18 protein-coding genes and 2 pseudogenes are annotated in these 24071 nt (G+C 44.7%); 6 read left to right on the plus strand and 14 right to left on the minus strand.

Annotated features, from left to right (window positions below; genetic code table 11):
• Nucleotides 1–10: 10 nt before the first annotated feature.
• From yajC to R7Z41_RS17900, 4 genes are all read right to left on the minus strand, one after another.
• Nucleotides 11–340 (minus strand): preprotein translocase subunit YajC, encoded by a 330-nt coding sequence (yajC, locus tag R7Z41_RS17885; RefSeq protein WP_005381725.1) that lies wholly within the window; start codon nucleotides 338–340, stop codon nucleotides 11–13.
• A gap of 177 nt (nucleotides 341–517) precedes the next feature.
• Nucleotides 518–1654 (minus strand): tRNA guanosine(34) transglycosylase Tgt, encoded by a 1137-nt coding sequence (tgt, locus tag R7Z41_RS17890; protein WP_005381727.1) that lies wholly within the window; start codon nucleotides 1652–1654, stop codon nucleotides 518–520.
• A gap of 147 nt (nucleotides 1655–1801) precedes the next feature.
• The gene (gene queA / locus R7Z41_RS17895; RefSeq protein ID WP_005381728.1) at nucleotides 1802–2854 is read right to left on the minus strand and encodes a tRNA preQ1(34) S-adenosylmethionine ribosyltransferase-isomerase QueA; all 1053 of its coding nucleotides are present in this window, start codon (nucleotides 2852–2854) and stop codon (nucleotides 1802–1804) included.
• Nucleotides 2855–3124: 270 nt separating this feature from the next.
• Nucleotides 3125–4291, minus strand: a complete 1167-nt coding sequence (locus R7Z41_RS17900; RefSeq protein WP_086046546.1) for a trypsin-like serine protease — start codon at nucleotides 4289–4291, stop codon at nucleotides 3125–3127.
• A gap of 312 nt (nucleotides 4292–4603) precedes the next feature.
• Between R7Z41_RS17900 and R7Z41_RS17905 the strand changes: the two genes are divergently transcribed.
• Nucleotides 4604–5053: a CBS domain-containing protein gene (locus R7Z41_RS17905; protein ID WP_017820562.1), complete on the plus strand. Its 450-nt coding sequence runs from the start codon at nucleotides 4604–4606 to the stop codon at nucleotides 5051–5053.
• Between the two features lie 123 nt (nucleotides 5054–5176).
• Here R7Z41_RS17905 and aceA read toward each other — a convergent pair whose 3' ends face one another.
• The 3 genes from aceA to R7Z41_RS17920 form a co-directional block, all read right to left on the minus strand.
• Complete coding sequence (aceA, locus tag R7Z41_RS17910; RefSeq protein WP_005381733.1) at nucleotides 5177–6490, minus strand: isocitrate lyase; 1314 nt, start codon at nucleotides 6488–6490, stop codon at nucleotides 5177–5179.
• Nucleotides 6491–6610: 120 nt separating this feature from the next.
• Complete coding sequence (gene aceB, locus R7Z41_RS17915) at nucleotides 6611–8239, minus strand: malate synthase A (protein WP_165935380.1); 1629 nt, start codon at nucleotides 8237–8239, stop codon at nucleotides 6611–6613.
• Nucleotides 8240–8845: 606 nt separating this feature from the next.
• Nucleotides 8846–9751, minus strand: a complete 906-nt coding sequence (locus R7Z41_RS17920; protein WP_005383681.1) for a hydrogen peroxide-inducible genes activator — start codon at nucleotides 9749–9751, stop codon at nucleotides 8846–8848.
• Nucleotides 9752–9950: 199 nt separating this feature from the next.
• Between R7Z41_RS17920 and R7Z41_RS17925 the strand changes: the two genes are divergently transcribed.
• The 3 genes from R7Z41_RS17925 (at nucleotide 9951) to ppk2 (ending at nucleotide 12436) form a co-directional block, all read left to right on the plus strand.
• Nucleotides 9951–10562, plus strand: a complete 612-nt coding sequence (locus R7Z41_RS17925; protein ID WP_225478084.1) for a peroxiredoxin C — start codon at nucleotides 9951–9953, stop codon at nucleotides 10560–10562.
• Between the two features lie 283 nt (nucleotides 10563–10845).
• On the plus strand, nucleotides 10846–11589 hold the full coding sequence (locus R7Z41_RS17930; protein ID WP_391856231.1) for a copper homeostasis protein CutC: 744 nt from the start codon (nucleotides 10846–10848) through the stop codon (nucleotides 11587–11589).
• A gap of 70 nt (nucleotides 11590–11659) precedes the next feature.
• Nucleotides 11660–12436, plus strand: a complete 777-nt coding sequence (gene ppk2 / locus R7Z41_RS17935) for a polyphosphate kinase 2 (RefSeq protein ID WP_005381743.1) — start codon at nucleotides 11660–11662, stop codon at nucleotides 12434–12436.
• A gap of 62 nt (nucleotides 12437–12498) precedes the next feature.
• On the opposite strand, the gene phoU is transcribed toward ppk2, so the two are convergent.
• The 5 genes and pseudogenes from phoU to R7Z41_RS17955 form a co-directional block, all read right to left on the minus strand.
• Nucleotides 12499–13197, minus strand: a complete 699-nt coding sequence (gene phoU / locus R7Z41_RS17940) for a phosphate signaling complex protein PhoU (RefSeq protein WP_005381744.1) — start codon at nucleotides 13195–13197, stop codon at nucleotides 12499–12501.
• A 30-nt stretch (nucleotides 13198–13227) separates the two neighbouring features.
• Nucleotides 13228–14046 carry a phosphate ABC transporter ATP-binding protein PstB gene (gene pstB, locus R7Z41_RS17945; protein WP_005381745.1) on the minus strand — a complete coding sequence of 273 codons (819 nt, stop codon included), beginning with the start codon at nucleotides 14044–14046 and terminating at the stop codon, nucleotides 13228–13230.
• Between the two features lie 2 nt (nucleotides 14047–14048).
• A pseudogene (gene pstA, locus R7Z41_RS17950) lies at nucleotides 14049–15425 on the minus strand (phosphate ABC transporter permease PstA); the annotation flags it as partial.
• 65 nt (nucleotides 15426–15490) lie between these two features.
• Nucleotides 15491–15722: pseudogene (locus R7Z41_RS24680) on the minus strand (phosphate ABC transporter, permease protein PstA); the annotation flags it as partial.
• A 30-nt stretch (nucleotides 15723–15752) separates the two neighbouring features.
• Complete coding sequence (locus tag R7Z41_RS17955; protein WP_017820556.1) at nucleotides 15753–17957, minus strand: ABC transporter permease subunit; 2205 nt, start codon at nucleotides 17955–17957, stop codon at nucleotides 15753–15755.
• Nucleotides 17958–18164: 207 nt separating this feature from the next.
• On the opposite strand from R7Z41_RS17955, the gene ppk1 reads away from it, so the two are divergent.
• Both ppk1 and ppx read left to right on the plus strand, forming a co-directional pair.
• Nucleotides 18165–20255, plus strand: coding sequence for a polyphosphate kinase 1 (gene ppk1 / locus R7Z41_RS17960; protein ID WP_005381748.1), 2091 nt, complete (start codon nucleotides 18165–18167; stop codon nucleotides 20253–20255).
• Nucleotides 20239–21744, plus strand: a complete 1506-nt coding sequence (gene ppx, locus R7Z41_RS17965; RefSeq protein ID WP_206970870.1) for an exopolyphosphatase — start codon at nucleotides 20239–20241, stop codon at nucleotides 21742–21744. The genes ppk1 and ppx overlap by 17 nt, the downstream gene beginning before the upstream one ends.
• Before the next feature lie 34 nt (nucleotides 21745–21778).
• Here ppx and R7Z41_RS17970 read toward each other — a convergent pair whose 3' ends face one another.
• Together R7Z41_RS17970 and phoR are read right to left on the minus strand one after the other, a co-directional pair.
• Nucleotides 21779–22738, minus strand: coding sequence for a PstS family phosphate ABC transporter substrate-binding protein (locus tag R7Z41_RS17970; RefSeq protein WP_085569938.1), 960 nt, complete (start codon nucleotides 22736–22738; stop codon nucleotides 21779–21781).
• A complete protein-coding gene (gene phoR, locus R7Z41_RS17975; protein ID WP_005383667.1) occupies nucleotides 22738–24036 on the minus strand; it encodes a phosphate regulon sensor histidine kinase PhoR in 1299 nt (432 codons plus the stop codon). Before phoR ends, R7Z41_RS17970 begins: the two co-directional genes overlap by 1 nt.
• Between the last annotated feature and the right edge of the window lie 35 nt (nucleotides 24037–24071).

Below are 24071 nucleotides of genomic sequence, written 5' to 3' on the forward strand. Positions count from 1 at the left end.
TTTAGCTGTTTTATAGAGACTTAAGCGTACCTTTTGGTAGCACTGCAGTGATGAAGTCTTTCTTGATTACTACTTCATTGTTCGCGTTAAGCTCAATTGAAATGTAGTCATTGTCTTCAGCAATCTTAGTGATTTTACCCACTAGGCCACCGCTAGTTAAAACTTCGTCGCCTTTGCCCATAGAAGCCATTAGGTTTTTGTGTTCTTTTACGCGTTTCGCTTGTGGGCGATAAATCATGAAGTAAAAGATCACTGCGAACATGCCAAGCATGATTAGCATTTCAAAACCACCGCCTGCTGGCGCGCCTTCTGCTGCTGCGTGAGCCTGAGAAATAAACATTAAAACATCCTCATTATATTTTATTGATAATCAAACAAATTGGGCTTTCGCATTTTAGATTCAAGTCTGAGAGTAACTAATAGAGATCGCTCTCTCAAAAATAACGTGCGTTAGCCTACTTTATTAGCAAAAGCCTCTGGCGACATGCCAAAGGCTTTAATTCTTTTAGTTTTTCAATTACTGCTCTTTTGCTAGTGGTGGCACTTCACGGCCACGACGCTCATAGAACTCAGTAACAAATTCATCGAAGCGATCTTCATCAATTGCTTTACGAATGCTTTCCATCAGACGTTGGTAGTAACGCAGGTTATGGATTGTATTCAAGCGAGCGCCTAAGATTTCATTACAACGCTCTAAATGGTGAAGGTACGACTTGCTGTAGTTTTGACAAGTGTAACAGTCACAATGCGGATCCAATGGTGTTGTATCCGTTTTATGTTTCGCATTACGGATCTTGATCACACCACCAGTCACAAATAAGTGACCATTACGTGCGTTACGCGTTGGCATTACACAGTCAAACATGTCGATACCACGACGAACACCTTCAACCAAGTCTTCTGGCTTACCTACGCCCATCAAGTAGCGAGGTTTGTCTTCAGGAAGTTGAGGACAAGTATGCTCAAGAATACGGTGCATGTCTTCTTTAGGCTCACCTACTGCCAAACCACCAACCGCGTAACCGTCAAAACCGATTTCCGTTAGACCTTTTACCGACACATCACGTAAATCTTCGTAAACACCACCTTGGACAATACCAAATAGGTTGTTCGGGTTTTCTAGCTTCTCGAAGTGGTCACGTGAACGCTGTGCCCAGCGTAATGACATTTCCATCGATTTCTTCGCTTCATCGTGTGTCGCTGGGTAAGGCGTACACTCGTCAAAAATCATAACGATGTCAGAGCCCAGGTCTTTTTGAATTTCCATCGACTTTTCTGCGTCCATGAAAATCTTGTCACCGTTTACTGGGTTACGAAAGTGAACACCTTCTTCAGTGATCGTACGCATCTTACCAAGGCTGAATACTTGAAAGCCGCCTGAATCAGTAAGAATAGGACCGTGCCAGTTCATAAAATCGTGCAGGTCACCGTGCATTTTCATCACTTCTTGACCAGGACGTAGCCACAGGTGGAACGTATTACCTAGCAGAATTTCTGCACCAGTGCCTTTTACTTCTTCTGGTGTCATACCTTTAACGGTACCGTAAGTACCTACTGGCATGAACGCAGGAGTTTGAACAGTGCCGCGTTCGAAAGTCAGTTGACCACGACGTGCATTGCCGTTTTTCTTCTTAAGATCGAATTTTAATTTCACGATGCCTCCGGGTGTCAGAGAAACAGTCTGACTGAGTGTTTAGGGCTCTACCCTACTTTAAGGAGCGGTCGCTTTTCCTTGCGAGAGACAAAGCAATGGATGCTTTATTTCCTAGCTTACTGCTAGCACTCGTAAATCTATTTTTAACTACGCCGTTTTCTTCTTGATGAACATTGAATCGCCATACGAGAAGAAACGGTATTTGTTTTCCACCGCATGTTTGTAAGCATTCATGGTGTTCTCGTATCCAGCAAATGCACTCACCAACATGATCAGTGTTGATTCAGGCAAGTGGAAGTTTGTGATCAAGCAATCCACTAGCTGATATTCGTAACCAGGGAAAATAAAGATTTCAGTATCGCCAAAGAATGGGGCCAGCTCAGTCCCTTTTTGCAATGCGTCTTGCGCTGCACTTTCAAGTGAACGCACAGATGTGGTACCAACAGCAATAATTCGTCCGCCACGCGCTTTCGTCGCTTTAATTGCTTCGACGACTTCTTGTGGTACTTCTACGTACTCGGCATGCATGTGGTGATCGTTGATATTTTCCACTTTTACCGGCTGGAATGTACCCGCCCCAACGTGCAAAGTAACGTAAGCAAACTCTGCACCTTTCGCTTTGATTTTCTCCAAGAGAACATCATCAAAGTGAAGGCCCGCCGTCGGTGCCGCAACCGCACCTGGCTTTTGATTATATACCGTTTGGTAACGCTCTTTATCTGCATCTTCGTCTGGACGGTCGATGTAAGGAGGAAGCGGCATATGGCCGATTTCTTCCAGAATTTCTAGTACCGTCTTATCAGAACTAAATTTCAGTTCAAATAAAGCATCATGGCGTGCAACCATTTCTGCTGAATATTCATCATTCTCGCCAACAATAATGGTTGTACCTGGTTTTGGTGATTTAGAGCAACGAACGTGCGCGAGGATGCTTTTCTCATCCAACATACGCTCCACCAGCACTTCTAATTTACCGCCCGATTCCTTGCGGCCAAAAAGACGAGCAGGAATAACACGAGTATTATTAAACACCACTAGGTCACCGGGTTGAACTTGGCCCAATACATCAGTAAATGTGCCATCAATGAGCTCTCCGGTATTGCCGTCCATTTGCAGCAGTCGGCTAGCGGTACGCTCTGGTTGAGGGTAGCGAGCGATGAGTTCATCTGGAAGGTCGAAATGGAAATCTGATACTTGCATGTTACTTGTCTTATCTATTGGTCAAATCACGTCTAGGCGACGATAAAATTGCGACGAGTTTTTCGCAGCAGACTAGTATATGTTTACATGCTGCAATAGCAAGCAAATCACCAGAATATAGCAGTAAAAGCCATGGTGAAGAGTGTAATAAAACGTGAAAAGCCTCGATTACTTGGCACTATTTTTAATTTGAGCCCAAAAGAGAGAACATGAAAAAAGCAAAGCAGCGTATACCGCTGCTTATATTAGTTTGGCATTCCAATCGCCCTATCAAACCTCACGCTTTCGCCACAAGAATAACGGCACGAATAAACCCAATAACCAAAACCCTAGACTGCCACCTTCATCATCTGAGCCTTTGAAATCACAGTTATTGGTCGCAATGCCATCGTGACACTCTTTATTGTCACCACTTTCATTGTTAGCACTTTTGATAAAATTCGGCGCAATGATGTAACGACTTGGTGGCGCATCGGCAGTGATGTAAGACTGTACCCAGTCGTAATAGTGGCTCACCTTGGTGTAGAAACTTGGGATCGTCAAAGAGCCACACGTTGGTAGAATAAGGGGGCCGCCACTAACAATACCAATTTGTTTGCCGGTCGCCACATCGACCAACGGGCCACCACTGTCACCTTTACATGCAGAGTTGCCATATTGAGTATGGCTATCTGGCTCCAATACATGGTTTTGTGTTGGTAGCGTACAAATTTTGGTTTGGTTGTCTCTTGAATCAATGATCCCCGGAAAACTGCTGCCAATTTCTAAACGCTCATAACATTTGTCGATGGGTAAAAATGTGCTAATGGTGGTTTTGAGCGTATTAGAAGGTTCAGAAGCATCCGGCTGAGTAGCCCCCCATCCAAACACTTGCACATTTTCGACACGTTGATTGGTCAGGTAATTATCGTTCCAATCCGCCACCAAACGGGCTTCGATACTCTCCATGTCAACTTTACTCGCTAGGTCAGCAAAGCTCGCGTTTGCCACTGGGCGCGTGAGATACAGCAACGCGATGTCTGAATCTAAACCGGTTTGGATAGGTTTCACGTTGCCATTACTGTCGGTCTCAGCTTTTGAAATCCGAGTGTAATCCGGATGAACCACAACGTGAGACACCGGATAGAAGTTATCAAGCCCTGCAGAATTAAGTTCATACACATTCGCATTCACCGACAGCTCACCCGGCGGGGTCACATAGTAGGTTGCTTCATTGGTTCCTTGTCCCATCACCACACAGTGCGCCGCAGTCAGTACCCATTGCTCTGTCAGCATCGTTCCACCACACAGCGGAAACTCTGCCATATTACTTGCTCGCAAAGTAACGCGGTCAACAGGATCGGTTTGTTCATCTCCTAACACAATCGCCTGTGTTGATGGCACACTGAATGCCGCCACTGCCAGCGCAATAAGTTTGTTACACGTTGTTCGTTTCATCTAGGTTGCTGTCTTCAATTTGGTAAGCCTGGACGTATCTTCTTCGAGAGAAGAATCTTGGAAAATCCAGCGAATAAAAATGTGCGATTCAATTCATTGGATTACCTTGGGAACACATTCAATATCAACTAAAAATGCCAACTGACTCGCACACAAACCGACTTATTCAAATTAATAAAAACACCAATAAAACACAGATTACGCAGCCCATCAGCATTGTGCTATTTAATTGATGAAAAACGAGTTAGCTCCCAGATATACAGAAAAATATTCTCTATATTTAAGAGAAGGACAATGCCGCTGGAGGTCTCTATGATCAAGGTTGAAGACATGATGACTCGTAATCCTCATACCTTACTGCGCACGCACACCTTGCGTGATGCAAAAAGCATGATGGATGCGCTTGATATTCGACACATTCCGGTTGTTGATGCCAATAACCACTTACAAGGCTTGGTGACTCAACGCGACATTCTTGCTGCTCAAGAATCGAGCTTGCACCCAGATGAGGCTGAACAATCTTTTACTTTAGACACACCGCTCTACGAAATGATGCACACCAATATCATGACGGCAGAGCCTATCGCGGGGCTCAAAGAGAGCGCTATCTATATGCAAAAGCATAAAGTTGGCTGTCTACCTGTTGTCACCAAAGGTCGATTGGTCGGCATCATTACTGACAGTGACTTTGTGACCATTGCGATTAACTTATTGGAACTGCAAGAAGAAGTGGAACCTGAAGAAATCGAGCAGGAAGAGTAGTACGCAAGCGTATTCTCTTTGTTGTAAGTTTCGTTTTTACACCGGTTAAACGAAAAAAGAGCGGCAGGGTTGCCGCTCAAAATGCCATTACTGACGCTGATTAAGGAAGTGTTTCTCTGCCAATTAGAATTGGTCTTCTTCGGTCGAACCTGTCAATGCTGTCACTGAAGAGTTACCACCTTGGATAGTATTGGTCATTCTATCGAAGTAACCTGTACCTACTTCTTGTTGGTGCGCAACAAACGTATAGCCTTTTTCAGCTGCTTGGAATTCAGGACGCTGAACTTTCTCAACATAATGACGCATACCTTCACCTTGAGCGTAAGCGTGCGCCAGTTCAAACATGTTGAACCACATGTTGTGAATGCCTGCTAGCGTGATGAATTGGTACTTGTAGCCCATGTCTGCCAACTCTTGTTGGAACTTAGCAATGGTTTCTGCATCTAGGTTCTTCTCCCAGTTGAAGGACGGCGAACAGTTGTACGCCAACAATTGATCTGGGTATTCAGCGTGAATTGCTTCTGCAAACTTACGTGCTTCTTCCAAACATGGCGTAGCCGTTTCACACCAAATCAAGTCTGCATATGGTGCGTAAGCCAGGCCGCGAGAAATCGCTTGGTCGATACCCGCGCGAACGCGGTAGAAACCTTCTTGAGTACGCTCACCTTCGATGAAGTCTTTATCATATGGGTCACAATCTGAAGTAATGAGATCCGCCGCATTCGCATCAGTACGAGCAATAACTAATGTTGTTGTACCCGCTACGTCAGCAGCCAAACGAGCTGCAACGAGCTTTTGTACCGCTTCTTGCGTAGGAACTAATACCTTACCACCCATATGGCCACACTTTTTCACCGATGCTAACTGGTCTTCAAAGTGAACGCCCGCGGCACCGGCTTCGATCATCGATTTCATTAGTTCGTAAGCGTTAAGCACACCACCAAAGCCCGCTTCAGCATCCGCTACGATAGGTAGGAAGTAATCAATACCACCTTCATCTTCAGGCGTCTTACCAGCAGCCCACTGAATTTGGTCTGCACGACGGAATGAGTTGTTGATACGCTTTACTACTGACGGTACAGAATCTACTGGGTAAAGAGATTGGTCTGGATACATCGTCGAAGCGGTGTTGTTATCCGCCGCTACCTGCCAGCCTGACAAGTAAATCGCTTCAATACCTGCTTTAGCTTGTTGAACCGCTTGACCACCCGTTAGCGCACCAAGACAGTTTACGTAACCTTTTTTCGCACTACCGTTGACCAGTGACCAAAGTTTGTCTGCACCACGTTGTGCAATTGTGTTTGCAGGCACCATAGAGCCACGCAGTTCCACCACTTCCTCGGCAGTGTAAGTACGCTTCACATTTTTCCAGCGTGGGTTAGTTGCCCAGTCTTTTTCCAGAGCTTCAATTTGTTGGCGGCGAGTTAAGTTAGTCATTGGTCTATCCCTCTTTATAATTTGCACTTTATGCGTGTGCGTTGAGTTTCCGTTCTCAGGCAGTACTTCCCTATCTGCCTTGAAAATCCTTCACGTTATTGGTGTTACAGTTATTCTTTATTAATCCAGGTAGTCATAACCAGGAACTGTCAAAAAGTTGGTCAGTTCATCGCTCGTCGTGAGCCTTGCCATTAAGTCTGCTGCTTCTTCAAATCGACCCGCATGGTAGCGCTGCTCGCCAATTTCTTGCTTCACGACTTCAATCTCCTCTTTGAGATAGAGCTCGAACAGCTCTTTAGTGACCTTTAATCCGTTGTCTAGCGACTTGCCGTGTTGAATCCATTGCCAGATAGAGGCGCGTGAGATTTCTGCCGTTGCTGCGTCTTCCATCAGTCCGTAAATCGGCACACAACCATTGCCAGAAATCCAAGCTTCGATGTATTGCAGCGCAACGCGAATATTGTGGCGCATTCCGCCTTCAGTGCGCTCGCCTTCACAAGGCTCAAGCAGTTCAGCTGCTGTAATAGGCGCATCCTCTGCACGGCTCACATCCAACTGGTTGGTGCGTTCACCCAGCACAGCACTAAAGACTTCCATAGCAGTGTCAGCCAAACCTGGATGAGCCACCCAAGTACCGTCGTGGCCGTTGTTAGCTTCTAACGATTTGTCAGTCTGGATCTTGTCTAATACTTTTTGATTCTCTTTCGGGTCTTTAGCTGGGATAAATGCGGCCATTCCTCCCATCGCGAAAGCACCTCGTTTATGGCAAGTACGTACCAATAATCGCGAGTAAGCGTTTAAGAATGGCTTGTCCATCGTTACCACTTGGCGATCTGGCAGTACTCGGTCTGAGTGTTTTTTCAATGTTTTGATATAGCTAAAGATGTAATCCCAGCGACCACAGTTCAAACCAACGATGTGTTCTTTAAGCGAGAACAGAATCTCGTCCATTTCGAATACCGCTGGTAAGGTTTCAATCAGCACAGTCGCTTTGATCGTGCCTGTATCCAAACCGAAGTAGTCTTCCGTGAAATGGAACACTTCGCTCCACCACTTCGCTTCGTGATGCGATTGCAGTTTTGGAAGGTAGAAATAAGGGCCACTGCCTTTTTGAAGTAACGCTTTGTAGTTGTTATAGAAATACAGAGCGAAATCGAATAGCGCACCTGGAATGATCTGACCGTGCCACGAAACGTGTTTTTCTTTTAAATGAAGGCCGCGAACACGGCAGATCAACACCGCTGGGTCATCTTCCAGCTGATAATGTTTGCCATTGCCAGGATTGGTGTAACTGATGGTGCCATTAACAGCATCGCGCAAGTTAATTTGACCATCTAGCACTTTACTCCATGCAGGAGACATTGAATCTTCGAAGTCTGCCATGAACACTTTTACATTCGCATTCAGTGCGTTAATCACCATCTTGCGGTCAGTTGGTCCGGTAATCTCCACACGGCGATCTTGCAGATCTTGTGGGATTCCTAGGATCTTCCAACTTCCTTCACGGATGTCTTGTGTCTCTGGTAGAAAATCTGGTAGCTCACCAGCATCAATACGTGCTTGCTTCTCTTCTCTTGCTTCCAGCAACTGTTCAACACGTCCGGCAAATTTTTCACACAGTAGAGATAAAAAGGTTTGGGCTTCAACAGGGAAAATTGCTTGATGTTCTGGAGCAACGACTCCATTCACCTCAAGCATGCCTTGGGTTTGCTTTAGTTGTTGTGTTTTTTGTTCTGTCTGAGCAAGCATAATCATTCATCCTTAACGTGCTTTATCAATCTTGGGCAGTCAGCGTAAAGCTACATTTGTAAGTTATGAACAACAAATTACATCCTTTAACTTTGTGTTCAACTCGTCTAGCTATGCCGATAGATTGCGTAATGCTACGTGTATTTTCAATCTAGACATAAGTCGTATCGGCCTTTAAATAAGCTATATCAACAAGGGGTTTAGTGAAACCCCCAATATAAACAAAACAGAAAATTCAAAGTTTTATTCCGCAAGGTAAAAACCATCTATCAAGCGCCTTATTTTGTAAGTTATTACGTAATAAAATTACATTAAATTTAAAGTCGTTTTATCATTTCAAACAAGCGTATGAATATAGACTGGTAAACAAACACCTTGTATTCACAAGGGCTGAAGAGATGTATTTAAACAGGGGTCAAACAAGGTATGCAGGGCTTTGTGTAAAATTAACATTGTGAAATTTCACTATTTTATGAAAGCTTCATCAAAGAAGAGCTGTAAAATTTTACAAGTCAAAGTTTACCAACAGAATAAAATACTAGAAAGCGCACTGTTTCCAGTGCGCTTTTAGATAAATAATGGAGAAGTAAGGGCTAATACTAATAGCTAAAGCAGCTCTGAAACGACTTCTGCAAGTTGATTAAATGTTTTCGTTCTTGACGAGCTCGGACGCCAAACTAAGCCTATTTCGCGATAAGCTTGTTTACCGGGAGGATCGATCACGACTAAATTCTGGTTATGCAGCAAGCCATGGTCGATAGCCATTTGAGGAATGAACGTTGTTCCCAAACCATTCGCAACCATTTGCACCAGTGTATGGAGGCTGGTTGCCGTAAACGGATTGATTTTTTCTTTGTCTGTTAATTTACACGCTGATACCGCATGTTCCGTTAAGCAATGTTCTTTCTCTAGTAGAAAGACGGATTCGTCAGGTAAATCCGCGTAACGAATCGGCACAGGGACCGATTGGGCTTGATTAGCGCTTATAACCATTCGAAACGGATCCTTACCCACTACTCGGCTTTCCATCCCATCAATTTCGACTGGTAACGCTAAAATAAGCACATCCAGCTCACCATGTCTGAGCGCTTGAAGTAAGTTTGTCGTCGTGTCTTCTCTTAATAAAAGGTTCAGTTGTGGGAAACGGTAGTTCACCTCTTGTACCAAATCACACAGTAAAAACGGAGCAATTGTTGGTATGCATCCTACTTTTAGCTGGCCTTGCATATCGTCGCCTTGGCACATACGTCCAAGCTCGACCAAATCTTGCCCTTTTGCTAACAGCTCTCGCCCCTGCTTTACTACCATTTCTCCTGTTTGGGTAAAAACCAGTGGACTTTTCTTGTCTTTCTTTTCATATAACGGACAGCCAATCAACTCCTCTAAGTTTTGAATACCCTTACTTAAAGTCGACTGACTGACAAAACAACGCTCTGCAGCGTCACTAAAATGTCTTGTTTCATGCAGTGTGACTAAATAGTGTAACTGCTTCAAACTGGGCCATTTATTCATAATTGTATTTGTATCTACCGCCGTTCCAGTGATCGAGTTAAGAGTTTTGTTATTATCGTTTTTTTCGATTAACTCAATCTATTTATTTCGCTTTTTTCAATACTACAATCTGTACTATAGTTTGTCTCGTACAAACACGAACCAAACCGACACAACTGAATTCGGTTTGGAGCTAACCATACTTTTTAGGAGCAAAAAAATGGTACTAGTAGGTCGTCAAGCCCCTGATTTTACTGCAGCAGCTGTTCTAGGTAACGGTGAAATCGTTGAAAACTTCAACTTTGCAGAGTTCACTAAAGGTAAGAAAGCAGTAGTATTCTTCTACCCACTAGATTTCACTTTCGTTTGCCCATCTGAGCTAATCGCATTCGACAACCGTCTAGCTGACTTCCAAGCTAAAGGTGTTGAAGTAATCGGTGTTTCTATCGATTCTCAGTTCTCTCACAACGCATGGCGTAACACTGCTATCGAAGATGGCGGTATCGGTCAAGTTAAGTACCCACTAGTTGCTGACGTTAAGCACGAAATCTGTAAAGCTTACGACGTTGAGCACCCAGAAGCAGGCGTTGCTTTCCGTGGTTCTTTCCTAATCGACGAAAAAGGTGTTGTACGTCACCAAGTAGTTAACGACCTACCACTAGGCCGTAACATCGACGAAATGCTACGCATGGTTGACGCTCTTAACTTCCACCAGAAGCACGGCGAAGTATGTCCTGCACAATGGGAAGAAGGTAAAGCAGGTATGGACGCATCTCCAAAAGGTGTTGCAGCGTTCCTATCTGAGCACGCAGCTGACCTAGGCAAAAAATAATAGACCTTCACCCTAGCTCAACGGGTGTGATGGTTGGATGTATATAAAGCAATAAGCTAATGCGGAAAACCGCAAACGCCAATCAGTCTAAGTAAAGTCCTATCAAAGCCCAGAGCCTCTGCTCTGGGCTTTCTTTTTCCTTCAGATAAACCGCCAAAATGAGGTAACGCTTTGGCGTAAACTTTACCTCTATTTATCATCCCCTCCATACAGATTCTGCTTACTTGCCCTGTTAATATCTTAGCCACAACACCTATTTGTAACGTTAGCAGGATGAATGAACGTGGTTACTCACCTAGAAGTCTGTATTGATAATATTGAATCTCTGCACTACGCCATTGCTGGCGGCGCCACTCGGATTGAACTTTGCTCCTCTTTGGCTTTAGGCGGACTAACACCCAGTTATGGCTTTATGCAGCAAGCGGCTAAGCTTTCGAGTGTTCCAGTTTATGCCATGATCCGCCCACGCCAAGGTGACTTCTTCTACAATGAAGAAGAGATCGAAATGATGCGTTGGGATATTGAAGCAGCTCACCAATCAGGCTTGAACGGTGTCGTGTTCGGCGTGCTCACTCAAGACGGTGATATTCATATGCCTTACGCGGCTACGCTGTGTGAATTTGCTCAAGCGCTTGGCTTAGGCGTGACCTTCCATCGTGCCTTTGACCAGTGTCGTGACGCTGAAAAAGCTTTGGAAGAAGTGATCAGCTTAGGTTGTGAACGTATTTTAACCTCCGGTCTTTCGCCTTCAGCACCACAAGGGAACGATGTGCTTAGAGCTTTGGTTAAGCAAGCCCAAGGACGCATAGCAATCATGGCGGGGGCTGGCGTTAATGCGAGTAACGCACGTGCGTTAGTAGAAGACACTCAAGTTCCTGAAATCCATCTGTCAGGCAAAACCACACGTCCTAGCCAAATGACCTTTGTTGCTGAACAAAGCAAAATGGGCGCATCCGATGTCGATGATTTTTTAATCCCCATCACAAGTACACAAGCCATTACCGATGTCGTAGCAGCTCTCAAATAGACGACCGTAACCTCACGCGCATAGCTTTTGAGTGCTAACATATTGTTTATCAAGGAGTGAGGAAAGGTGTATGTCTAAATTGAAGAAAAAGGAATACGAAAAGGAGCTCAAAAACCTTCAAGTTGAGCTCGTAAAACTTCAAGAGTGGGTCAAACACAAAGGGTTAAAAGTGGTGGTTCTGTTTGAAGGACGTGATGCTGCGGGCAAAGGCGGAGTGATAAAGCGAATTACAGAAAAGCTAAACCCGCGTGTTTGTCGCGTAGTGGCTCTGCCTGCACCGACAGAAAAAGAAAAAACGCAATGGTACTTCCAACGTTACGTCGCTCATTTACCATCTGCTGGTGAAATCGTTTTATTTGACCGAAGTTGGTATAACCGAGCAGGTGTCGAAAAAGTCATGGGGTTCTGTACTCCAGACGAATACGAGGAGTTTTTACGCTCTTGCCCTGAATTCGAGAGAATGTTGCAACGCTCTGGGATTATTCTGATTAAGTATTGGTTTTCGGTTTCAGACGAAGAGCAGGAAAAACGTTTTCTAGGTCGAATTAATACGCCGATCAAACGTTGGAAATTCAGCCCAATGGATTTAGAGTCACGTCATCGCTGGGCGGAGTATTCGGAAGCAAAAGATAAGATGTTTGCCTATACAGACACGAAAAACTGCCCTTGGTGGGTCGTCCCTTCTGATGACAAAAAGAAAGCGCGCTTGAACTGTATCAGTCATTTACTAAGCCAGATTGATTACAAAGCACTTGAGTACTCACCTATCGAATTGCCTGAACTCAATAAAGAAGGTTACGTCAGAGCGCCCATTGATGATCAGACCTTCGTTCCTGATAAATATTAACGTGCTTTCCTTCTCTCTAATAAATAGGCCAGCCTAAAAGCTGGTCTATTTGTTGAAGTCAGTTACTTCAGTACGTCATCAATACTTTGATCACCTAGGTGGCGTACATCTTTCCCTTTCACAAAGTAAATAATGTATTCACAGATGTTCTGGCAGCGGTCCCCCACGCGTTCAATCGCGCGTGCCGACCACATCACTTGCAGAATATTAGGGATATTTTTTGGATCTTCCATCATGTAAGTCATCAACTGACGAATCACCGCTTCATACTCGGCGTCTAGTTTGTCATCTTGTTTATGCACCTCTGCTGCCGCTTCTACATCCATGCGGGCAAACGCATCTAAAACCTGATGCAGCATGTTAATTGCCTGACGGCAGAGAGGCTCTAACGACACTTGGAATTGTCGTTCTTTTGATGATGGGCTTTCGATGGCAACGTAAGCAATGCGTGTCGCCACATCACCGATGCGTTCTAAATCAGTGATCGTTTTGATGATAGCCATGATTAAGCGCAAGTCTTTTGCCGTTGGCTGACGCTTAGCAATAATGCGTGTACAGGCGTCATCGATCGAGACTTCCATCGCATTCACTTTATGATCGTCACGCACAACCTTACGCGCCAGTTCGATGTCTTCTTTATGCAAGGCTTGAATAGCATACGAAAGCTGCTGTTCTACCAAGCCACCCATGGTTAATACATGAGTACGAATCGATTCTAGCTCTACGTTAAACTGTCCTGAAATATGACGTCCAAAGTGCATGATGTTCCTTATTCCGTATAGAGTCGCGACTTAACCGTAGCGACCCGTAATGTAATCTTCGGTCTGCTTCTTCATTGGCGAGGTGAAGATCGAGTCCGCGTCAGAGTATTCAATTAACTTACCCATATGAATGAAAGCAGTATGATCGCTCACTCTCGCCGCTTGTTGCATGTTATGGGTAACGATAACGACAGTATATTGAGTCTTCAGCTCATTGATAAGCTCTTCAATAGTTAAAGTTGAGATTGGATCCAACGCTGATGTTGGCTCGTCCAATAACAGGACTTCCGGCTCAATCGCCACCGCCCGCGCAATGACCAAGCGCTGTTGCTGCCCCCCAGATAAGCCAAATGCGTTCTCATGCAAGCGGTCTTTTACCTCATCCCACAACGCCGCTGAGCGCAAGGATCGCTCCACTGCGTCATCTAAACTACGGCTGTTTTTTACACCTTGTAAGCGTAAGCCATAAACTACGTTTTCATAAATAGACTTAGGAAATGGATTGGGTCTTTGAAACACCATCCCCACTCGGCGTCGAAGTGTCGCAACATCGACATTAGGATGATAAACATTCTTGCCATGGAGACGCACTTTACCTGTGACTCGACACCCTTCCACTAAGTCGTTCATGCGATTGATGCAACGTAATAACGTCGACTTTCCACACCCTGAAGGACCGATAAAAGCGGTGACTCGCCCTTTGGGAATTCGCATCGAAATATCATGCAGCGCCTGAGTTTGACCATAGAACAGATTAAGGTTCTCGATTGAGATTGCTGTTTGTTCATCCGTTAAATTATGAACGTCCAATGGTGGCTCATAACCTAATGTACTATCAAAATTAAACATACTTAATCTTGTCCTAACGTTCTGTATTTTTCTCGTAAACTATTGCGAATACTGATTGCTGTTAAGTTTAGCCCGACAATCACTGTCACGAGTAAGAAAGAGGTAGCATAAACTAATGGTCGCGCCGCTTCGATGTTGGAGGTTTGAAAGCCAACATCGTAAATGTGAAAACCTAAATGCATGAACTTTCTATCCAAATGCACATAAGGGAATTGTCCGTCAACCGGTAAACTGGATGCCAATTTCACGACTCCCACCAGCATCAGTGGCGCTACTTCGCCAGCTGCACGCGCAATCGCAAGGATCAAACCTGTGATAATAGCTGGCGTCGCCATAGGCAAAACCACGCGCCACAGCGTTTCGAACTGAGTTGCACCAAGTGCCAGAGAGCCATGTCGTACGGAGCTCGGAATTCGAGTTAAACCTTCTTCTGTCGTCACAATCACAACTGGAAGCGTCAGCACGGCAAGAGTTAGTGCTGACCATAACAAACCCGGCGTACCAAAGGTTGGTGCCGGTAGCTTCTCCGCATAGAATACGTTGTCGATAGAGGCACCAATCGTATAAACGAAGAAACCTAAACCAAACACGCCATAAACAATCGATGGAACACCCGCTAGGTTTATAACCGCAATACGAATAACTCTGGTTAGAGCGTTATTCTTAGCGTATTCATGTAGATAGATAGCGGCGATCACCCCGAGTGGCATCACAATGATCGACATGATGAGTACTAAGAAAACCGTACCAAATATCGCAGGGAACACGCCTCCTTCGGAGTTAGACTCTCTTGGATCTTCAGATAAAAACTTCCAAACCTGTTTTCCCCAATGCATGACTTTATCAGGCAGTGACATTTGGTTTGGATACCAGTAGTCCAAAATGTCTTCGAGCGGAATCGATACTTGTGACCCCGTCATATCCTCGACAATCAAGGCATAGTCAGAGAGCTGAAGTCGTAAACCATCAAGTTGCAAATCTAACGTCGCAAGCGCTTTTTCTATCTGCTCTTTTTTCGTCAGGTTTTCGTTTAAGAAGCTTTCTGTCAGCGTGTCATTCAATTCATGCTTGCGCTTTTCTAATCGCAACTGCTCTAGCTTCCAACCAAGCTCTTTAAGCTGATCGACCACCAAAGAATCAATCTCATGGCGCAGAGTTTCTGCATCATCAAGCTTTTTATTTAGTACCGATTGAATATCACTGGTGTATATATTATCACCATCTTGAAACGCCACCAGCTTACCAAAGAAATAACCACCGCTACTGCGCTCTATCACCGCCCACTCTTCTGGCGTCGTGGGCTCATCCAACTGCATTTGCAATACGGAGATAAAATCGGCGGGATACAACTCTCGGTTAGCGATTTTGATGTTGAGTCGCGTGGCAAAATCTTCATCCTCTTCTAACTGTTGTGCTGCGCTTTCAGGCAAATAACTCTTCGGTACAAAGCTGCGCTCATACACTTGACCAATCAGAATAGTATTTTCATGTAGCACTTCGCCTTGTACAGGAGTCAGCGCTGCAACATTCCACTGATACAAAGGCGCTGGCCAAAAGTAAGTCAGGCCTTTCCAGCCGATAAGGAGTAACAACCCTAATACCGACAACAAACTGATGCTGACTGCACCGCCTGTTAGCCATATCCACGGTGCGCCAGAACGAATCCAATTTAACACGTTATTACTCGCTCTTTATTCAAACCATTATTACAACGCACGGTACTTATCTCTCAGTCTCTGACGAACCCACTCCGCAAGCGCGTTTACTGCAAACGTAAACACAAATAAAATCAATGCAGCTAGGAACAGCAGGCGATAATGCGAACTTCCAACTTCCGACTCTGGCAACTCAACGGCGATGGTCGCCGACAGGCTGCGCAATCCTTCCAAAATATTCCAATCCATTAATGGCGTATTGCCCGTTGCCATTAATACAATCATGGTTTCGCCAACAGCGCGTCCCAAGCCCATCATAATGGCAGAAAAAATACCTGGGCTTGCAGTAAGCAAGACAACATAGATTAAAGTTTGCCAAGGCGTGGCCCCTAATGCCAAAGAGCCATCCGATAAATGCTTCGGTACAGAGAAAATGGCATCTTCGGCAATGGTAAAAATCGTCGGGATAACAGCAAACCCCATCGCTAACCCCACCACCAATGCATTGCGTTGATCGTAACCAATACCATGCTCGGTTAAGAATAAGCGCATATCGCCACCAAAGAACGTCTGCTCAATCGTAGGCGAAATCCACACTCCAAGCCCAATCAGTACCAATATGACAGGCATGAGCACTAAAGCATGCCAACCATTAGGCAGACGATTCCGCAAAGGTTGCGGTATTAATGCCCATAGCCCGCCCATAATCATGGTGCTCAAGGGCAAAACAAACAGCATAACGACGATCGTAATCAAATGATCTTCGACAATAGGCGCGAACCACAATCCCGCGAGGAAACCTATGATCACCGTCGGCAGTGCTTCCATTAGCTCAATCGACGGTTTTACTACACGACGCATGCGTGGCGACATAAAGTAAGCCGTATAAATAGCACCTAGCACTGCGAGCGGTACTGAAAACAGCATCGCAAACATCGCCGCTTTTATCGTTCCAAACGCAATAGGTACTAGGCTGAACTTAGCCTCAAAGTTATCGCTCGCCGAAGTCGATTGCCACACAAATTCAGGCTCAGGATACCCTTCGTACCACACTTCTTGCCATAATGAAGACAATGAAACTTCCGGATAGGCATTGTCCACTTCCGCAACATTTAACGCATTATTTTGCCAAGTGATTAAGTAGCGTTCATTGTTAGACATTGCTGCGATTGCGGGCGCTTGATTGTACGCACGCTTAAACAACACCAGTTTTTCACTGGTTGTATAATGGCTTTGCAACGTGCCGTTGGTGTAAAAGCTATAAAATCCTTTTCGATGAGAATCCGGCAACAAATACTTAAGCTCTGATGCCAATTTAAAATCACGAATATGCGTTAACGTGCGTTTTTCTTCTTGCAGCGTATCAAACCATTGCGACACCCGACCATCGTTGTGCGTCACCAAAAGCGAGTAAGCACCAGCCAATAAGTCTATCGTACGAACGGAATGCTTCTTATCACCTTGAGTGAGATCGACCACCTCTCGCACAGCAAATTTACGTGCGGTTTTCTTTAACACGATCAACTCAGAGCCATCGCGCAAATAAAGCGTTTCACCGTCAGGTGTCAACAACATTTGCTGAGGCGTATTAAAGCCTGAAGAGAACGTAAAATCGATCGTTGTAGGAGACGTACCCAAAGACGAAGCCACTTGCCAGCGAGCTTTCACTTCACCACTTTGCGTCTGCCAAACAACCGTTGGTAAGGGCGTCGAAGCTGCAAATACAAACTGAGTCACAGGATCTTGAGGCGTACTTAGTGTCAGATCCATGCTGGTGTCTAGCTCAATCACTTCCGGAGGACGTGTATTTTCTCTCAATGTAGCATTAAATTCTGGCTTGAAAAGGTTCGCTTTACCCTGCCCATCAACAAATCCATACCAACCTAGCCCAGGAGCAGATTGAGAGAAAGCAACGGGTTTCTGGGCGATTTGCTGTGTATACACCGCAGGTTTCGTAGGATCGTCCATCGACAAATATTGAATCTCACCACTTTGGGTTAGAACGAACGCGAGCTGAGCGTAATCATCCACTGAAATCGCAAGTGGTGTTTCAATATGAGTGGCTCGAATGGCTTGGTTGGTTTTGATCTCCGCATCAGAAAAAAGCGGAATGATCACCATGGCGAGGTAGACAAAGATCAAAATAAGCGCCGCGAGTACGCCGACACCACCAGATGTCACTGCAAGTCGAACTAAACGATCTTTTATCAGTCGTTTCTTATCTTTTTCCTGCAATGAAAACTCGGCTTGTGCCATTTAAATCTCTACCTTTTTTGACTTAGTACTAGAATATGTCGTTAAGATGACAATTATATTACAGATCACATTAAACACCTGAAAAGAATACAACTCTTATGCAATGCGTGGTATGAAATAAATCTGTAATGAAAATCTCATAATGTTCTCACTCATCCATTTTTCCAAGATGAGTACGTAATACTTCACTTTTGGCTAGGTAAGGTTATGAGCGCAGAAAAACTATATATAGAAAAAGAACTGAGTTGGTTGTCTTTCAACGAACGAGTATTACAAGAAGCTGCCGATAAAACCGTCCCTTTGATCGAACGTATTCGCTTTCTTGGGATCTTTTCCAACAATTTAGATGAATTTTACAAAGTACGCTTTGCGGACGTGAAGCGCAGAATCCTAATCAGCCAAGAGCGCGGTGGCAGTGATAGCCCTAAACGACTGTTAACCAAAATGCAGTCGAAAGCACTAAAGCTTAACGAACAATTTGATGAGCTTTACAGCGAGTTGATTCGAGAAATGGCGCGACGTCGCATTTTCTTGGTCAACGAGCAACAACTGGATGAATCGCAACAAAAGTGGATCGCGAAATACTTCCGTAGAGAGGTAATGCCGCATATCACTCCCCTCCTAATGAAAGACGAGATCGATGTTCTGCAATTTCTCAAAGACGAGTACGCTTACATCGCCGTAGAACTGCGTAAAGAAGAACATTACCAGTACGCTCTGATCGAAATTCCGACCGATCACCTTCCCCGCTTTGTGATGGTACCAGAACAGAAAGGAAAGCGTCGAAAAACCATCATCTTACTTGATAATATTATCCGCCACTGTTTGGACGAGCTGTTCAAAGGCTTTTTTGATTATGATGAGCTTAGCGGCTATGCGATGAAAATGACGCGTGACGCTGAATACGATTTACGCAATGAAATCGAGTACAGCTTGCTTGAACAAATGTCAGAGGGTGTCAATCAGCGACTGACAGCAAAGCCCGTTCGCTTCGTCTACGAACGCGATATGCCGCCTCAAATGTTAGAGTTTCTGTGTAACAAACTTAATATCTCTAACTACGATAACCTTATCCCCGGCGGACGCTATCACAACTTTAAAGACTTCATCGGCTTTCCAAATGTTGGACGAGAATATCTTGAAAATAAACCTCTCCCGCCAATGAAATGTGCCGATTTCGAAGGTTATGCCAACAGCTTTGACGCGATTAAAGCGAAAGATATTCTGCTCTATTATCCCTACCACACTTTTGACCACATTAGTGAGTTAGTGCGCCAAGCCTCCTTCGATCCCAAAGTACTTAGTATCAAGATTAACATTTATCGCGTCGCGAAAGATTCTCGCTTGATGAACTCTTTAATTGATGCGGTGCACAACGGCAAAAATGTCACTGTGGTCGTCGAACTGCAAGCTCGCTTTGATGAAGAAGCCAATATCGAATGGTCAAAAGTATTAACCGAAGCGGGTGTGCACGTCATCTTTGGTGCGCCTGGCCTTAAGATTCACTCAAAGCTATTGATGATTAGCCGCCGCGAAGGTGAAGAAATTATTCGTTACGCACACATCGGCACAGGCAACTTCCATGAGAAGACGGCACGAATTTATACCGACTTCTCCCTACTTACGGCAGATCAAGAAATTACTAATGAAGTCCGTAATGTCTTCGGTTACATTGAGAATCCATACCGACCAGTGAAGTTCAATCACCTTATGGTATCTCCTCGTAATTCTCGAACCCAAATCTACCGCTTAATTGATAATGAAATTGCGAATGCCAAGCTAGGGAAAAAAGCCGCTCTTACGATCAAGGTCAATAACCTAGTCGATAAAGGCATCGTCAATAAGCTTTATGGAGCAAGTACTTCCGGTGTAAAAATAAACATGATCATTCGAGGCATGTGCTCATTAGTACCGGGCATTGAGGGGATCAGCGACAATATTCGCATCATCAGTATTGTTGACCGCTTTCTTGAGCACCCTCGCGTGGTGATCACCCACAATGATGGCGATCCGCAAGTTTATATCTCCTCCGCAGACTGGATGACAAGAAATATTGATCACCGTATCGAGGTAGCAGTACCAGTCCGTGATCCACGTTTGAAACAGAGAATTATTGATATAACGAATATCCATTTTACCGATACAGTAAAGGCTCGTTTAATAGATAAAGAAATGAGTAACGCTTACGTACCACGAGGTAATCGCAAAAAAGTTCGCTCTCAAATCGCTATCTATGACTATCTTAAAAATATAGAAAAGCAAACTAGAAAACAAAATTCAGATGCCTCAAATACTTGAACAAGATACTCGCTACATTGCCGCGATAGACCTCGGCTCAAACAGTTTCCATATGGTGGTGGCCAAAGTTGTTGGCAGTGACCTACAACTGGTTAGTCGTCATAAACAACGTGTTCGCTTAGCATCAGGACTCGACAGTGAATTGAACTTAAGTCACGCCGCAATGGAGCGTGCGCTAGAATGCTTAGCCATGTTCGCTGAGAGGCTGCAAGGGCTTGATGAGTCAAATGTACGTATCGCCGCCACACACACACTAAGACGCGCTAAAAATGCCCACCTTTTCATCGAGCGTGCGAAAGAAGTGATGCCTTTCCCAATAGAAATTATCCCTGGAGAAGAAGAAGCCCGCCTGATTTACTTAGGCGTCGCGCACACTCAAGTAGAATCCAACTCCAAACTAGTCATCGATATCGGAGGCGGCAGTACCGAGATGATTATTGGACAAGAATTTGAGCCTGAGCTTCTCAACAGTAAACAGATGGGATGCGTCAGTTTTACAGAACAGTACTTTAAAAACGGCAAACTATCAGGCAAAAACTTCAGTAAGGCCATGTTAGCGGCCGAACAAAAACTCGAGTCCATTGCTTCAACATATCGTAAAAAGGGCTGGGATATTGCTCTCGGCTCATCAGGAACCATCAAAGCGATTCAAGAAGTGCTAGTAGGATTAGGTTTTGAAGATGGCCTGATCACAGCGAGTCGACTGGATACACTTATCGAAACTCTGTGTAAATTTGATTCAATTGAAGATATTGAGCTGACGGGTCTAACAGAAGAACGTAAACCCGTATTCGCAGCAGGCGTAGCGATTTTGTCCGCGATTTTCAAAGCGCTTCGCATTGAGCAAATGTTTTTCTCCGATGGTGCTCTACGCGAAGGCCTGTTGTACGAAATGGAAGAACGTTTCGCACGCTCCGATATTCGCATGCGCACCACAGAAAATTTAGCCAACAAGCACCGAGTCGACTTAGAGCATGCCGCTCGTGTGAAGGGTCATGCACGTGAGATGTTATGTCAGGTACGCTCTGAACTAGGCATTAAGAAAAAGAGTGAGTTATTTGACTTACTAGAGTGGGCAGCGTTGCTTCATGAAGTCGGATTAAGTATTAACTTGCGTAGTTTCCATCGCCACTCTTTTTATATTCTGTTGCACTCCACCCTACAAGGCTTCAACCGTGAGCAGCAATTAGTGCTTGCAACATTAGCTCGCTTCCAGCGTAAAGCGCTCAAATTGCAAGAACTACCAGATTTCAACCTCTATAAACAGAGTGACGTTATAAGCCTCATCAAAATATTACGACTTTCTATCATATTAAATGGGCAGCGTAATGAAGATCCATTGCCTGATATCACCTTATCTATCAAAAATGACGAATGGATTCTCACATGCACAGATGAAGCATGGCTAGAAAACAATAAATTACTTCACGCGGATTTACAGGAAGAACAAGAACGTTGGGACAGCGCGAAGTGGACACTCACTTTCTGATCTCGTACTCTTCATACCTAAATAAAAAGTCGGCTTACAGGCCGACTTTTTTTAACTCTTCTTCTGCAAAGTCTGCCGTAATGGGCACATAACCATCTTTCTCAACCAACGCTTGTCCCTGAGCAGAAAAGATAAAGCGAATAAACTCAGCTTCAATTGGTGTTAATGGGTAATCAGGGTGCTTATTCACGTAAACATATAAGTAACGTGATAGTGGGTACTTACCACTAACAATATGTTCTCGCGTTGGAGTCACGTAGTCATTTCCCATTTTAGCCACAGGGACTAAGCGCACGCCTGCCACTCGATAACCAACACCGGAATAACCAATTCCACTGATGGTTGACGCTACAGCTTGCACTACTGACGCGGAGCCTGGCTGCTCGTTAACTCGAGTCTTGAAATCGCCGCCACACAAGGCATTACTTTTGAAGTAACCATAAGTTCCAGAAACGGAGTTACGACCAAACAACTGTACGTTTCGCTTTGCCCACTGTGATTCAAGACCGAGTTGCTGCCAGTTTGTTACAAATTGACTTTCGCCACAGCGTAGCGTGGCAGAAAACAAAGCATCTAATTGACTAAAGTTAAGACCTTGAATTGGATTATCTTGATGAACAAAAATACCGATTGCATCGATGGCTACCCTAAGCGCCGTTGGCTTGTAGCCATGTTCACGTTCAAACGCTTCTATCTCTCTTAAACGCATAGGGCGACTCATGGGACCAAACTGAGCTGTTTGTTCGGTCAATGCTGGAGGGGCAGTAGAAGAGCCAGACGCTTGGACTTGCGCATTAATATTCGGGTAAATGGATTTAAACTCTTCAACCCAAAGCGTTGTCATACCCGCAAGTGTATCGGAGCCAACAGAGAGCAAGTTCCCGACAATCCCCGTCGTTTTATGATAACTCGGCAATGGTTTATCTTGAGCGGCAGCCATAAAAGAACAAACAAGCGCGAATAAACTGAATGTTTTTGCTAATCGTAAAGCCATTATTTCACCACCAAACGCTCAGGCAATACGAAAGAAAACTTACTACCCACGCCTACTTCACTGTGAATTTCTAAATGAGAGTCATGGTGACTCAGCGCGTGTTTTACAATGGCAAGCCCTAAACCACTTCCACCAGTATCACGTGATCTTGCTTTATCCACTCGATAAAAACGCTCAGTAAGTCGGTGGAGGTGCTGAGGTTCAATACCATCACCACTATCTTCCACCTCTAAGCATGCGCCTTGAGAGGTCTGGAACCAACGAACATTAATGTTCGCACCAGGCGGTGTGTATTTGACGGCATTATAAACGAGGTTAGAGATAGCACTACGTAACTGGTCATCATCGCCCAGCACGCGTAGGCTAGCATCAACATCAAATTTCAATTTATGTTGGTTGTCCCCACTAAGGCTAACCGCCTCTTTTTCTAACACTTCAAGCATCGCGGGCACATTCACGACTTCCTCAAGCTCATGCATAGGTGCCGCTTCAATTTTAGATAGTGTCAGTAGTTGGTTCACCAAACTGTTCATGCGGTTAAGCTGCTCCGTCATGACACCATGAGCTTTGCTCCACATAGGACCCACGACCATATCAGGATCTTCTGTCATCTCAAGATAACCTTGTAGCACCGTCATTGGTGTACGCAGTTCATGAGATACGTTGGCAAAGAAGTTGCGACGCATTCCCTCAAGTTGTTTTAACTGGCTAACATCACGCACCACCATCAAATGTTCACCTTCGGTATACGGTACGATACGTAGTTCTAGCATGCGTTCGACATTGAGTGGTGAACGCATTTCTAATGGCTCTGAAAAGTCTTTCTTGTTGAGGTACTTGATAAAATCAGGTGTACGAATGAGATTGGAGATAGGTTGACCTGAATCTTCTGGCCAATGGAAGCCCAGTAAGTGCTGAGCCAGCTTGTTGCACCAAACAATATTGCCTTCAGCACGGAATACCACTACCGCATCGGGTAGCGATTCTGCACCATTTCGGAATCGACGAATAAGATTAGTAAGCTCTTTTCGTTTGCGGCGTTGGCGCTGTTGTAAGCGATACAACCCATTGAACAAAGATTCCCAGTTACCGCTACCAGATGGTGGCGTGAGGCGTTTTTCATCCCATAACCAAGAAGATAAACGTACTTGGTTATGCAAATGCCACACAAGCTGCAATGCCGTAGCAGCCAAAAGCAACCACGGCATATAACCGAATATCCAACCTACTATCACCCATGGGGTGTAAAAAAAAGCCAGCTCCCAAGCCAGCTTTTTCCACGTTAATCTTTCAACCACTCATAACTCCAGAAATGGTACCGATAAGCTGCGTG

The organism is Vibrio sp. 1457, from assembly GCF_033340195.1.
In the GTDB taxonomy this organism is placed as follows: Bacteria; Pseudomonadota; Gammaproteobacteria; order Enterobacterales; family Vibrionaceae; genus Vibrio; species Vibrio alginolyticus.